Raw genomic sequence first — 13,250 nt, 5'->3', positions numbered from 1 at the left:
GCATACAAAAACCCCCTGCCGCAACTAGCAGGGGGTCACCTTTATGAAACAAGACCATTTCGAATATGAGCAATCAGATTTTCAAGCATTTCTTTTGTTGTGACATCATTTGAATTTTCACCAATATCATGAGCGTACATCAAAATCTTTAAAAACTCTTCTTGATTTAAACCCTTATTATCCATGTCTGTATCCTTTCGATTCCACTAATTTCATTATTATATGCTGTATGGTTGGTTTATGCAATACTCTAATACATCATTCGACAGCTTTTGAAATTTATGACCATTTTCATGAAAAACTTTTTTATAAATCACCATTGAGCTATAATAAAAGAATTGGAATCTTTTACTTGGTTAGGAGCGGATCAAATGCTTCAGCACAACTTCAACGAAGAAGAAATCAAACAAACAGCCGAACAGATCAAAGAACTTCTTCCTGCGACAGATGAAAACAAACAACTCATCAAAAAAACATTGATTACTTATAGACAGGACAGCGTATATCGTCTCAAGCAAGAGTCTGATACCGAATGGTCAGCTTATGTACATGATGTCGTGGCAGCAAGAGTCCACCTTCATGTGCTGTTTCCAGTGAGAAGCAGCTGCTCATGTCCAGCTGAAGGACTTTGTAAACACATCCTCGCTGTCTTCTTTTCGCTATACGCTCAAGTAGAGAGTGTGACCGGCTTTACAGAAAATTGGTCAGAACAGGATGAGTTACAGCGCAGCAAAGAATTGATTCGACAGCACTTCCAAGTGAAGCGCCCAGACGAACAATCACTCCAAAGCTGGCTGACTTTTTTCCAGGAGGAATTTAATCTCTGGCTAAAACGGACACCGAAGCATCAGCAAACACCACAACATTTGTATTACGGCTATTTATCGATCCTGAAAAAACACGCACCCACTTCACCTGAATTCAAGAGTTTGTATGCGATTCATACGTCCATTGATGTGTGGTTACGGCTCCATGAGCTTATTGACCTCGGCCGGCTTGATGCCGAAAAGGACTTTTATTCCATGAATCCATATGTAGAACAGCTCATGAACACCATTTTTGATTCAGTGGATCATTTGAAAACATACGCCCTTTCCTTTTCCCTCGATCCGTTTCTTGAAAACACACCAACTGCCGTTCGGACACTTCTTCAAATAAGCGGACCTTTCCAGCATGAACGAGTAGCGGTCTTTATGGAGATTTGGGGAACCATATTAAATAGAGGGAAATGGGTCAAAAAAGAAACAGAATTACTCAAGAACGCTCAGCAGCAAGAACAAACGGTTGAACGTACCATCGGGCTCATGCACATGGATTATTTGCTCAAAGAAGACGAAAGGCTCTTTCAGCAATTACAGCTGCTCAATGCACATATACTGCCAAATGTGCTCAATTGGCTGAAGGATCTCACCAACCGCAAGGACTGGAAACGACTCAAGCTTTGGTATAACGAGATCTCCTATGTATTAGAAGAATATTGCCAGCTGGATCTTTCCTACAGAGAACTGCGAGGAGCCGTCAGTGATTTCTTCTTTTATTTAGATGCGTACTTTAAGCAGACGAAGGATCATCATTTATATGAACGCTACCTCCAAATCTGCATGCCCTATGCTTTTACTGAATATAGTCAGCTTTTATATGCACAGCAGCGCTATGCAGAATGGATTGAGATTCACAGCCTTGTTGGTTTCTCCATCAGTGAATTGGAAAAGGAACTGATCAAACAGATTGCAAAAGAGGAGCCTGAAGCGCTCATTCCATCGTACCACCGTGAAATCTCACTGCTGCTCGATCAAAAGAATCGAAATGCCTATCGAGAGTCTGTGAAAATGCTCAAAAAACTGCGTACGCTTTATCATAAAACGAAAAAAACCGCGATTTGGGAAAGATATGTGAAGCAGCTGCAAGATTCAACGAAACGGCTGCGTGCGTTCCAAGAGGAAATGAAGAAAGGAAAATTAATTGATGACACGCCATAAACAAATTGTCATTCATGCAGAACAAACAGAAGATTTCTCTTTCACCATTTCAGCGCAAGCAGAGGACGGACACCCTGTTCCGCTTAATGAAATGAAGAGACAGCTTTTCCAATGGCACGAATCTTCTTTTTACGGAACGTTCTTAGAAGATGTGAGCTTTATTGGCACACCTGCCTTCCTGTTAAGCCCTTGGATGACCGTTGAACTGCTAGGAAAAAATTCATTTAATACCTTTAGTCACGTGACATTAACGGATGAAACCGAGCCGCTTATGAAAACAGCCTCTACCATTTACGAATTCATTGAGGATGAAGATTTCGTTCCCGATTACGAGGCATGGACAGAAGGTGTACTTCGGTTTAAAGACAAAGAAGGCCTATTAGATGGCTATACGGCTGATTGGTTTTCCTTTGCTGTACAGGATTACATTCAATATGATGATGCCCTGCAGCACAAATGGAACCGCATGACTGCACAATCGCCTGCCCTCTCATCCTTTCAAGGACATTTTTTAGATGAGCAGGATTTTTTGGAGACGATTGGCTGGATCGATGATGAGACGCCTTTCACTGTCGGCTTGCGCTTAAATGAGCCAGAATACGACGGGGATGATTGGAAAATCGAATTGTTTTTACGTGATAAGAAAAACAGCGATCTTCACTTCTTTGAAGGCATCCGTTCATTAAAAAAATCTTGGCGTCCGTATGAAGAAAAAATCACAAGAGAGCTGGAGCGATTCAGTCAAATTGTCCCCTGGCTCTCTTTCACATCTGGCACGACGCTCATGTCAGAAGAAGAAGCATGGCTCTTCCTATCTGAAGCAAGTGAAACACTTGTGAATATGGGCATTGAGATCCTGCTCCCATCATGGTGGCAAATCGTAAAGGAAAGCACGATGATGCTAAAAGCAAGAATTTCCTCAACACCACGAGGCGAATCGCATGTCGGAATGGATGCCTTAATGGACTTTAATTGGCGCTTTGCGACTAACGGCATCGAGCTGACAGAAGATGAGTTCAACGAGCTTGTCCAAAGTAAACGGCGCCTTGTCAATATTCGCGGGCAATGGATAAAAATAGATCCGACCTTCATCCAGCAAATGAAAAAATGGATGGAGCGTGCCGAAAATGAAGGGCTGCACATGTCTGATATCTTGTCACGTGAACTGGCAGATCAAGAGGCATCCTCTGAAGCCATCCCAGAGCTTTTAGATAGTTCGTCATTTGCCCATATTCAATTTGAACTTTCATCTCAATTAAGAGGGCTGGTCCATCAGTTAAATGATGCACATGAGCTGCCTTCTTACGAAATGAGTGAGTCCTTTAAAGGCACACTGCGTCCGTATCAGCAGCACGGTGTGAACTGGCTTTTATTTTTAAGATCTCATGGGTTCGGGGCTTGTTTAGCAGATGATATGGGACTTGGAAAAACGATTCAAATGATCGCGTATTTCACCTATTTGAAGGAGCAGCAGCAAACGACCGCTCCATCTCTCATCATTGCGCCGACCTCTGTTTTAGGAAACTGGCAACGAGAGCTTGAAACATTTGCACCACATTTGAGTGTCGCCTTGCATTACGGGCCATCACGTCCACAAGGGGGTAACTTTACAAAAGCATACGAGTCAACAGATATTGTCCTGACGTCTTACGGGCTCTCACATTCTGATCGTGATGAATTAACATCAGCAAAGTGGAATACCATTTGTTTAGACGAAGCCCAGAACATCAAGAATGCCCATACGAAACAATCGAGAGCGATCAGGCAATTAAAAGGGCTGCATCACATTGCCCTCAGCGGAACACCAATGGAGAACCGCTTGACGGAGCTTTGGTCCATTTTCGACTTCGTCAACAAAGGGTATCTCGGCAGCCTGACCAGCTTTCATAAGAAATTCGTTCTTCCGATTGAAAAAGATCGTGAAGAAAAAAGAATTGAACAGCTGCAGCAGCTGATCAAGCCTTTCTTATTAAGACGAACAAAACAAGATGAAGAGGTCGCTCTGAATCTGCCTGAGAAACTAGAAGAAAAAGAATTCATCCCACTATCCGCTGAGCAGGCTTCTTTATATGAGCAGCTCGTCAAGGATACATTTGAACATATGGCTTCATTAACAGGGATGCAGCGGAAAGCCATTATTTTAAGTATGCTCGGCAGACTCAAACAGATTTGCGATCACCCTGCTCTCTATTTAAAAGAAAGCGGGACAGATGTGAAGCTGCTGAAACGTTCATTAAAAATGGATAAATTAGCAGAGCTGTTAAAAGCGATACATGAACAAGGAGAAAGCTGCCTCATCTTTACGCAATATATTGACATGGGCAACATGATCAAGCAGCTAGCGGAGAAGATGTTTGGAGAACCTGTTCAATTTTTAAATGGCAGCTTATCAAAACAGGAGCGGGACAAAATGGTGGAACGCTTCCAGAAGAAAGAGTTCAACATCTTAATTCTTTCTTTAAAAGCAGGAGGAACAGGACTTAACTTAACCGCCGCAAATCATGTCATTCACTACGATAGATGGTGGAATCCTGCTGTAGAAAACCAAGCGACAGACCGTGCTTATCGTATAGGACAAAAACGCTTTGTTCACGTCCATAAGATGATTACAACCGGCACGATCGAGGAGAAAATCGATCAAATGCTTGAAACAAAACAAACATTAAATGATCAAATTATCCAAAGTGAAAGCTGGATTACAGAGCTATCGACGAACGAACTAGAAGATTTATTCACATTAAGTGCGGCAGCTCAATCATCTTAATCACAGCAAAAGAGGACTTTTCTCAAGCTTGATGAAAAGTCCTCTTTTTTAATTTCATATTCAATGATAGAAGATTGTTAAATTTGCAGCTTTTTCAATGCAGATTTCACGTTCATATACGTATTCAAATCACGGAAGTCCTCTTTCATTTCTCCCATTTTCATCGCAAGATTTGGTTTAATTCCTGTCACAATCAGTTCAGTGCCAGTCATTAAAATCAAATCGTTCAGCTTAAAGATCGCATCTGCCACAAACGAATCCACCTCTAATAAACCAGACAGATCCACAATAAAATAATCATCCTTGGATTGAGAGATATAGGTGGAGACCGTTGAGATGATTTTATCAAATCTTGGCGCTGTTAACGTACCAATGATCGGTAACACAGAGATACCATCCTTCACCGGAACAATAGGGACAGAAATATTGAGCACTTCATCAATCGATTGCTCAAGAAGCTCCTGCTGTTCCTTCTCTTTCGTGACATCTTTTTGCAAACCAACGAAATAAAGACGTTTTCCTTCATTCTCATCAATCCAAAGAGGAGCCACACTTAACTCGTTCCAAAACATTTGTCCAGATTTTTTGTGATTTTTCAGCTGAACAGTGACAGCCTCTTTGTTCTCAATGGCTGTTCTAATTTGCTTTAAAGCGATTTGCTCAGTTTCATCTCCTTGAAGGAAACGACAATTCTTCCCTAGTACTTCCGCTTCTTGATAGCCTGTCATATCTAAAAAGCCCTTGTTCACATATATTAAAGGATTATCAGGTAAAGACGGGTCCGTCACCGTCAGGCCAACCTGAGTATAGTCTAAAGCTTCCTTGATTAAATGAAGATTTTCGGACTTATAAGATTCCAGCGCCATTCGTTTACTCTCCTTAATTTCCTTACAAGCGGGTTATATTCATAATTAAATTATATGATGTTCCACAGCCGGTGTAAATAGAAGTAGTTCTGAATTCCTCTTTTGTAGAATGTGCTTTATCCTATATGATTTATACCAATACATCTGATTCGTCTATTTCAAAAGGTGTCGAATCATATGCGCCACACCATGTTCATCATTTGTTAACGTGATCTGATCAGCTATTTCTTTTATATCCTTTCTTGCATTACCCATCGCAACCCCAACACCAGCTACTTGAAGCATCGATTCGTCATTTAAACTGTCTCCTACAGCTGCTGTCTGGCTTAAAGGAATACCAAGCCTTTCTGCCAGCCTTGTTAATGCCTGCCCTTTAGACGCATCCTTTGAACCAATCTCAAAGTTATGATCAGCCGAACTGACCAATGTTAAATCTGAATCATGTCCAAATGTATCCCATCCGGCTTTCAGTCTGTCTTGAAAGAAAGAGAAGCCTAAAATGTTGTAAAATGAAAGCTTTTGATCCTCACGAAACAATTCTTCATATGTATCAATATAGGCAAAACCCGACTGGCTGTATTGAACTTCTGCCGCTTGCTTTAGAACACTTTGATCCGTTTCTGGATTTGCACTTTTTAAACGATCCATTTCGATCGCAAGAAGCTCTCTGCCGCGATTCGGTGTGAAAATGGCCTCATTCGTAAAGACTTCATAGTAATATTCACGTTCCTCAAGCCAGGATAATATGTGTTTGGCCTTTTCTTCTTGTAAAGCAGCTGAGTGATACACTTGTCCACTTGGATCATGAATCACAGCTCCATTCGCACTAATCACCCACGTATTCATACCAAGCTGATCAAAAATAGACTTCACATCAAAATACGCTCTTCCTGTTGAAACGACAACCTCAATCCCGTTCACTGCTGCTTCCTTTAATGCCTGCTCGTTTTCCTGACTCACTTTGTGTTCACTGTTCAATAAAGTACCGTCTAAATCCGTTGCGATTAATTGAATGTTTGTCATCGTTCTCTCCTTTTTTGTCTGCATTTTCAATTGACATACCGTTGATCAAATCCATCATCATTATGAAATGAGTATCCACTATTTGCAAGGGATGATCGGCTTATCAGTGAATAAAAGGGTACCCGGCCATGAAACATGACCGGATACACATAAGGGGATTATAGGGGACACATGACCTATACAAAGAAGCATCGGTTCTATTACGCAGTGTTCATTTGCACTAGGCAACGTCTATCAGCTTTAGCTAGAGGGGGGCTATTAGATGCTAGACGTTGACCTTTTGATTTAAGACTGGCCTCCTTTCCTTTCAACTACCCCTAGTCTACTGGGAAAGGTCGTATGTGACAAAACATGAAAATGACAAAATCGCCCTTCAAATTCTCTATTCCCTCTTTAATTTTTGTTTTTTACTGCTTGAGTATAAAACATCATCTTGTTTTGTTTGACGAAATACTTATTTTTCATAAATTGATAAAAAATATCTGAGTGAATCCAATTACTAGAAGGCATGTGAATATAATCAGATCCGTCCCACGCAAACCAATAAAAACAAAGCCGCCCGTCATGAATCGACAATTGAAATTCAAAGCAGTCCATTTGATCCTCTGTGACGTATTGAAAAGTGAGAGACTCGCCTTCTTCCATGTACACATCACAAAATGAAAGAATGTCTCCCCATGAATATATTCGCATATTGCTTTTTTCCTTCTCCTCACCAATATGTATGTTTCGCAGTTGATAGGACTCCATAAAACATCTCCTTTCACTTATATGCAGCTAGTTCTGAGTAGGCAGCGGTTTCATTTATACAGATGTTGTATGCTATAATGATACTTACGAATAATGAACGCTTGTGAGGTGATAAATATGAAAACCTTTAGGCTGATTGATCTCAAAATCGAACTTGATCCAACGCAAGATAAAATATCCAGCATTCCCCTTCGTGACGGTTTAATCATTAATAAAGAAGACGGTGAAAATCACTGGATGATTGAGGCACTCATTCCAAAGAAGCATAGACAAGTGTTTGAGGTGCTCTTTCAGCAGCACACAGAAGTGAAGATTCTCGTGACGATCACAAAAGAAAACAACCGCCCTGTTCATCTATCTGTCCAAGTGAAAAACATCGTTGCCTTAGAAGAAAACATTTCTGTGTTACTCGATGGTAAAATGATTACAAATCGTTATAGAACAGAAACCGAAGAAGTATTAAAAGACCTCGTCAAAGAGGGGCTTTCAGGAGAAAAACTGCTGGATGCTTTTAAACAAAACACATAAAAAAGAGCGGGATCAGCCGCTCTCAGATTGTTGACAAAGGGCTAAAATGAACTTTATTTTAGCCCTTTATTTCTTTTCAGCGTGTTAGAAAGCCCTTGAAGTCTAGGAAGGGCGAGTACCGGAGCGAAGCGAATGAACGATTCGTGAGCACCGGCACTCAGGACTCCGGGCGAATGCGAGGGTTTGTCTACACGCTGAGAGCGGGGTTAGCCGCTCTTTTTCTATTGCACATCTTTAGATTGGCTTTGATTTTTCAATAGATCTCTAATTTCAGTTAGTAAAACTTCTGTTTGATCTGGTGTTTCCACAGCCTCTTCTTCCTCTACCTTTTTCCGTTTTAACTTATTCAAATAACGAATAAAGATAAAAATGGAAAACGAGATAATCAAGAAATCTACCACAGTTTGAATGAAGTTACCATACAAAATTTGAGCATCTCCGATTTTAATGGCTAAATCGCTAAAATCATGCCCCCCAATAATAATACCGACAAGCGGCATGATCAAATCATTCACAAGAGAAGTGACAATTTTGCCAAATGCTCCCCCAATGATGACACCTACAGCCAAGTCAATGACATTCCCCTTGACTGCAAACTCTCTAAATTCTTTCAGCATCCTTTATCACCTTCATCTTTTTTTGTCTAATATGACGTTTTTTTGTCAAAAATGCAAGTCCTGATCCTTTCAGACTGAGCTTCCCCATATAAAAAGCGGTTCATGCAAGATGAACCGCCAGGCAAATCATGATACTTTAGGACCGATAGAAAATGTAAGTTCTGCTTCACATGCAACTTCGCCATCTACTGTAGCTACCGCTTTTCCTTTTGCGACAGGACCACGGAGACGCGTCACTTCAACCTCTAAACGAAGCTGATCACCAGGCCTGACCTGTCTTTTGAATCGGCAGCCGTCAATCCCTGCGAATAGACCAATCTTCCCTTTGTTTTCTTCTTTGCCTAACATAATCACCCCAAAAACCTGTGCGAGTGCTTCCACAATAAGTACACCCGGCATGACTGGGTATCCTGGGAAATGACCGTTAAAGAATTCTTCATTGACTGTGACATTTTTAATCCCAACCGCTTTTTTCTCACCTTCAACCTCTAAAATACGGTCGACCAATAAGAATGGGTAACGGTGTGGAATAATCTCTTGAATTTGCTGAGCATCAAGCATATCTTGATCTCTCCTTCTTTTCTATATGGCTGATCTTCATTTGATTCCTATCAAAGTATATTATGAATGCTGTCATTTTTCAATGTCCACTCCACATTTATGGTAAAAAATAGAATCTATCATTACCAATTGTCATCAAATATAATCCACACTACACTCATTGTTTTTTCACAAATATGGTAATATATATTACATCATTGATTGAATAAGAGGGTAAAAATGAATTTTATGAGCGATAAATCCATTAAAAAACTTCTCCACTCGTGGTATACAATGCTAAAGCATCGACATTTTTCGAAGGCTGAAGATATCAAAACAACTCTATCAAAACATAAACGTAAATTATCAAAGAAACCGAGGCTTTATTTGCATTATCAACTCATGCTATTCCGTCATCAGCTCTGGATGAATCAGACAGAGGACTTAGAAAAACTCAAACATGAACTGATGCTCCATAAGGATCAAATGAACGAAGAACTGCAATATTATTTTTACTTCTTTCTCGGACTATACGAATCTTTAAACAGCGATCAAAATGATGCCATTCATTATCTTGAAAAGGCAGAAGGACGCCTTCCCTTACTAAACGATGAGCTCGAGGAAGCAGAATTCCATTTTCGTACAAGTGGTATTTATTATAACAACCGCTACTCATTGTTATCGATTCGTCATATTCAAAAAGCCATGGACATCTTTGCCAAGCACGGGGATATCCATAGCATTTATCGTTGTAAAATTGTGCTCGCACTTAACTTTAGCGACCAAAAAAAATATGAGGAAGCAGAAGCTATTTTCATTGAGATTATCGAATACGTGAAAATGATTGATGACCAAGAACTGCTCGGAATCGTTTATTATGATGCTGGTTTTATTCAATCGAGACAAAACCGTCATAAGGTAGCACTAGAATACTTTAAAAAAGCGCTTTGTCTCCCAGCATACCGGAAGTCCGCACACTCCTACGTATCGTGTCTCTACGAAACTGTGCGTTCCTGTTTTAAAGAAAATTTAACCGATGAAGGAATGAAATATATACAAAAAGGGCTAAAAGAAGCGGTTGCTTCTCAGTTTGATATATTAAGAATCAAGTTCCAAATCCTATTCCTTCTCTACAGCGAAACGCCCAAAGCAGATGAGCAGATTGCCACGCTCGTCACATGTCTTGAACGAAAAGAAGCCTGGATTGATCTTGAGGATCTACTTGCAGATGTCTCAGATTTTTATAAAAAAAAGGGCGACTTTGAGCGAGCCGCCTTTTTTATCATGAGAGGCTGACTTCAGCCTGCTGATTATCTAATCGTATTCACTAATCCCAGCATCTGATCACCCATCGTAATGGTTCTTGAGTTCATCTGATATGAGCGCTGTGTTGTCATTAAATCAGTTAATTCTTTAGACATGTCCACATTCGAGGTTTCAAGTGCACCTTGCTGAAGCTGAATCGCTTGTCGGTTTGCTCCATTCAGTGCCGTTAAAGCGCCTTGATAGTTGCCGTCTACTGAGAACAAATTATCTCCTTCAGAGATGAGTGCTGAAGAATTATTGACTTGTACAACCCCAAGATCCACCTGCTGATTCGGTTGATTATCTCTAGAAATAGCCGTGAGCCGTCCATTTTTATCAATGGAAATATCACGAAAATTCGCATTTAAGACGATCGCATTTCCGTTTTCATCAAGAATCGGATGGCCTTCACTTGTAACCAGCTGAACTTGGTTACGGTTATTGCCTGGCTGTAAGTAAAGAGAACCATCTCTTGTATAACGGATATTACCGCCGGCATTGACCTGCAAATACTGCGATGGCGCCCCAAACGCAACATCAAGGTCACGCCCTGTTTCTTTAATAGACCCTTGCAATGAGTTAATGGACGCATTGACCATTGTACCTGTTCCCAGTCTTAGTCCAGCAGGTGTCAGACGACTGTTTGCCACCTGCTCATTTTTTTCATCTACTTGATTAAACTGCTGTCTGACCAGCTCTGAGAAACGGGTGTTTTTCGCGCGATACCCTGTTGTTTCACTGTTCGCGATGTTATGACTGATGATATCAAGCTGCTTTTGTACCTCGTTCATCGACACAGCTGCATTAATCATTGTTCTGAGCATAAGAATCCTCCTTTCCCTTTCATTTCTTGATTAGTACACTCTTCCGATTTCATTCACTGCTTTTTCTAAGCTTTTGTCATACGCCTGAACCACTTTTTGATTTGTTTCAAATGCTCGATAGGCTGTTGTCATTTCTGTATATGATTTCGTCACATCCACGTTCGACAGCTCCGATACACCTTGGCTTAACGAATAGGACATTTGACCGTTATTTACTGCACTTGGCAGGGGCTGGTTATCAGCCGTACGGTATAAATCATTTCCTTCACGCGCAAGATTTCTTGTGTCCATTGCGACACGTACATCGATTTGCCCGAGATTTTGTCCATTTTCACTCACAGTTCCATCTGCATTCACTTTGAAATTCTCACTCTGAACCGTAATCGGCTGACCCGTCACTGAAAGAAGGGCACGGCCACCAATGGTCAATTGATTTTGTGCGTTCAATGTAATGGAACTACTTTTCGTATAACGAACGCCTTCTGGTGTGTTGACGGCATAAAACAGCGCTGATTTTTGATTTGTCTCTGGGTTGATTGGCACATTATTTTCTACTAGTGCGACATCTGTTGTTTGATCCGTTGTTTTTAATGTTCCTTGTGTAAATTGAGGGATCAGTTCCTGCATATATGTCCCAGTATTAATTCCACCAATCGGCGTTTGCTGCGGGACATTAAAGCCTTTACCTGAGGATGTTTGGAAGCGACCTGATTCCATTCGGCTCAGCAGCATTTCTGGAAACGCCCGCATTGCCCCTTCATCAGCTTTATACCCTGGTGTATTCGCATTTGCGATATTATTTGAAAGCATTTCTGTCCGCCGCTCTTGAGCGATCATAGCAGATGTTGCGGTGTATAGTCCTTTTAACACGTGCTCACCTCATTAAGATTCTTTCACATGACCTCAACACAATCTTCTATGAAATATATCGGCATATTTGCAGGGTTCTTTAATAAAAATCCCCCATTCTTTCTAAAAAGAATGAGGGGAATCATTAGCTGAGTTTACGCTTTGGCAGCTTGTCCATATTATCAAGCATCACGCCAGTACCAACTGCTACACAGTCCATAGGATTTTCAGCAACGAAAACTGGTACTTTCAGCTCTTCTGCAAGCAATTGATCAAGCCCGTTTAGAAGACCTCCGCCACCTGTAATGATGACTCCGCGATCGATAATATCAGCTGATAATTCAGGCGGTGTTCTCTCAAGAACTTGCTTCGCTGCCTGAACAATCGCAGATACAGATTCACGTAATGCTTCTTCTACTTCTTTGCTTGTGACGGTAATCGTTCTTGGTAATCCTGTCACCATGTCTCGTCCACGAATCGAAATCTCTTCGTGACGTGCGTCTGGGAATACCGTTGCAACTTGGATCTTAATATCCTCTGCAGTGCGCTCACCGATCAACAGCTTGTACTCTTTTTTAATGTAGTTTAGAATTTCCAGATCAAATTTATCTCCAGCCATTTTAATAGAAGAGGCGGTTACAATGTCACCCATAGAGATGACAGCGATATCTGTCGTTCCGCCTCCAATATCTACGACCATGTTTCCACTCGGCTGAAAAATATCCATACCAGCACCAATAGCTGCTACTTTTGGCTCTTCTTCAAGAAATACATGCTTACCGCCGCTTTTTTCAGCAGCTTCTTTGATCGCCTTCTGCTCAACAGATGTAATGTTTGTCGGGCAGCAGATGAGCATGCGAGGCTTAGAGAACAGCCCTTTCACATTTAATTTGTTAATAAAATGCTTGAGCATTGCTTCAGTTACTTCAAAATCAGCAATTACGCCATCTTTTAATGGACGAATCGCAACAATATTCCCAGGCGTACGTCCAACCATACGTCTAGCCTCTTCTCCAACAGCCAGTACTTTCCCGCTGTTTTTGTCAAGTGCTACAACAGATGGTTCATTTAACACAATTCCTTTTCCTTTGACATGAATCAGTACATTGGCAGTACCAAGATCAATTCCAATATCCCTAGCAAACATCTATATATATCCTCCTTGAAAATCTGTTTCCATAGCAAATACCACATTCTGCCCTAAT

13 protein-coding genes are annotated in these 13,250 nt (G+C 41.0%); 4 read left to right on the top strand and 9 right to left on the bottom strand.

Annotated elements, in window-relative coordinates; all coding sequences use genetic code 11:
* Positions 1–41 precede the first annotated feature (41 nt).
* The gene (locus ACSLGF_RS03740) at positions 42–185 is read right to left on the bottom strand and encodes a hypothetical protein (RefSeq protein ID WP_003214884.1); all 144 of its coding nucleotides are present in this window, start codon (positions 183–185) and stop codon (positions 42–44) included.
* Between the two features lie 186 nt (positions 186–371).
* Here ACSLGF_RS03740 and ACSLGF_RS03735 point away from each other — a divergent pair, with 186 nt between their 5' ends.
* Together ACSLGF_RS03735 and ACSLGF_RS03730 are read left to right on the top strand one after the other, a co-directional pair.
* On the top strand, positions 372–1,979 hold the full coding sequence (locus ACSLGF_RS03735) for an SWIM zinc finger family protein (RefSeq protein ID WP_456002674.1): 1,608 nt from the start codon (positions 372–374) through the stop codon (positions 1,977–1,979).
* A complete protein-coding gene (locus tag ACSLGF_RS03730; RefSeq protein ID WP_456002672.1) occupies positions 1,966–4,743 on the top strand; it encodes a DEAD/DEAH box helicase in 2,778 nt (925 codons plus the stop codon). The genes ACSLGF_RS03735 and ACSLGF_RS03730 overlap by 14 nt, the downstream gene beginning before the upstream one ends.
* A 77-nt stretch (positions 4,744–4,820) precedes the next feature.
* On the opposite strand, the gene ACSLGF_RS03725 is transcribed toward ACSLGF_RS03730, so the two are convergent.
* The 3 genes from ACSLGF_RS03725 to ACSLGF_RS03715 form a co-directional block, all read right to left on the bottom strand.
* Positions 4,821–5,609: a PAS domain-containing protein gene (locus ACSLGF_RS03725; RefSeq protein WP_099726465.1), complete on the bottom strand. Its 789-nt coding sequence runs from the start codon at positions 5,607–5,609 to the stop codon at positions 4,821–4,823.
* 153 nt (positions 5,610–5,762) lie between these two features.
* Entirely contained in the window at positions 5,763–6,623 is an 861-nt protein-coding gene (locus ACSLGF_RS03720; RefSeq protein ID WP_456002908.1) for a Cof-type HAD-IIB family hydrolase, read from the bottom strand.
* Positions 6,624–7,025: 402 nt separating this feature from the next.
* The gene (locus ACSLGF_RS03715) at positions 7,026–7,382 is read right to left on the bottom strand and encodes a hypothetical protein (protein ID WP_456002670.1); all 357 of its coding nucleotides are present in this window, start codon (positions 7,380–7,382) and stop codon (positions 7,026–7,028) included.
* Positions 7,383–7,499: 117 nt separating this feature from the next.
* Here ACSLGF_RS03715 and ACSLGF_RS03710 point away from each other — a divergent pair, with 117 nt between their 5' ends.
* The gene (locus tag ACSLGF_RS03710; protein ID WP_456002668.1) at positions 7,500–7,910 is read left to right on the top strand and encodes a YwpF-like family protein; all 411 of its coding nucleotides are present in this window, start codon (positions 7,500–7,502) and stop codon (positions 7,908–7,910) included.
* A 221-nt stretch (positions 7,911–8,131) separates the two neighbouring features.
* Here the strand turns inward: ACSLGF_RS03710 and mscL are convergent, their stop codons facing one another.
* On the bottom strand, positions 8,132–8,527 hold the full coding sequence (mscL, locus tag ACSLGF_RS03705; protein WP_456002666.1) for a large conductance mechanosensitive channel protein MscL: 396 nt from the start codon (positions 8,525–8,527) through the stop codon (positions 8,132–8,134).
* A gap of 126 nt (positions 8,528–8,653) precedes the next feature.
* The gene (gene fabZ / locus ACSLGF_RS03700; protein WP_456002664.1) at positions 8,654–9,088 is read right to left on the bottom strand and encodes a 3-hydroxyacyl-ACP dehydratase FabZ; all 435 of its coding nucleotides are present in this window, start codon (positions 9,086–9,088) and stop codon (positions 8,654–8,656) included.
* A 219-nt stretch (positions 9,089–9,307) separates the two neighbouring features.
* Here fabZ and ACSLGF_RS03695 point away from each other — a divergent pair, with 219 nt between their 5' ends.
* The gene (locus ACSLGF_RS03695; protein ID WP_456002662.1) at positions 9,308–10,363 is read left to right on the top strand and encodes a tetratricopeptide repeat protein; all 1,056 of its coding nucleotides are present in this window, start codon (positions 9,308–9,310) and stop codon (positions 10,361–10,363) included.
* Between the two features lie 14 nt (positions 10,364–10,377).
* On the opposite strand, the gene ACSLGF_RS03690 is transcribed toward ACSLGF_RS03695, so the two are convergent.
* The 3 genes from ACSLGF_RS03690 to mbl form a co-directional block, all read right to left on the bottom strand.
* Complete coding sequence (locus ACSLGF_RS03690; protein ID WP_456002660.1) at positions 10,378–11,196, bottom strand: flagellar hook-basal body protein; 819 nt, start codon at positions 11,194–11,196, stop codon at positions 10,378–10,380.
* A gap of 30 nt (positions 11,197–11,226) precedes the next feature.
* Positions 11,227–12,066, bottom strand: a complete 840-nt coding sequence (locus ACSLGF_RS03685) for a flagellar hook-basal body protein (protein WP_456002658.1) — start codon at positions 12,064–12,066, stop codon at positions 11,227–11,229.
* 124 nt (positions 12,067–12,190) lie between these two features.
* A complete protein-coding gene (gene mbl / locus ACSLGF_RS03680) occupies positions 12,191–13,192 on the bottom strand; it encodes a cell shape-determining protein Mbl (RefSeq protein ID WP_456002656.1) in 1,002 nt (333 codons plus the stop codon).
* Positions 13,193–13,250: the final 58 nt, after the last annotated feature.

The sequence above is a fragment of the Bacillus sp. A015 genome (assembly GCF_053851875.1).
The sequence above is the reverse complement of the archived record's forward strand: the minus strand, read 5'-3'. Positions and strand labels throughout refer to the sequence as shown.

Bases quoted from the DNA above. Each gene is read 5' to 3' on its own strand.
- ACSLGF_RS03740 (WP_003214884.1), bottom strand. From the start codon at position 185: ATGGATAATAAGGGTTTAAATCAAGAAGAGTTTTTAAAGATTTTGATG.
- ACSLGF_RS03735 (WP_456002674.1), top strand. From the start codon at position 372: ATGCTTCAGCACAACTTCAACGAAGAAGAAATCAAACAAACAGCCGAA.
- ACSLGF_RS03730 (WP_456002672.1), top strand. From the start codon at position 1,966: ATGACACGCCATAAACAAATTGTCATTCATGCAGAACAAACAGAAGAT.
- ACSLGF_RS03725 (WP_099726465.1), bottom strand. From the start codon at position 5,609: ATGGCGCTGGAATCTTATAAGTCCGAAAATCTTCATTTAATCAAGGAA.
- ACSLGF_RS03715 (WP_456002670.1), bottom strand. From the start codon at position 7,382: ATGGAGTCCTATCAACTGCGAAACATACATATTGGTGAGGAGAAGGAA.
- ACSLGF_RS03710 (WP_456002668.1), top strand. From the start codon at position 7,500: ATGAAAACCTTTAGGCTGATTGATCTCAAAATCGAACTTGATCCAACG.
- mscL (WP_456002666.1), bottom strand. From the start codon at position 8,527: ATGCTGAAAGAATTTAGAGAGTTTGCAGTCAAGGGGAATGTCATTGAC.
- fabZ (WP_456002664.1), bottom strand. From the start codon at position 9,088: ATGCTTGATGCTCAGCAAATTCAAGAGATTATTCCACACCGTTACCCA.
- ACSLGF_RS03695 (WP_456002662.1), top strand. From the start codon at position 9,308: ATGAATTTTATGAGCGATAAATCCATTAAAAAACTTCTCCACTCGTGG.
- ACSLGF_RS03690 (WP_456002660.1), bottom strand. From the start codon at position 11,196: ATGCTCAGAACAATGATTAATGCAGCTGTGTCGATGAACGAGGTACAA.
- mbl (WP_456002656.1), bottom strand. From the start codon at position 13,192: ATGTTTGCTAGGGATATTGGAATTGATCTTGGTACTGCCAATGTACTG.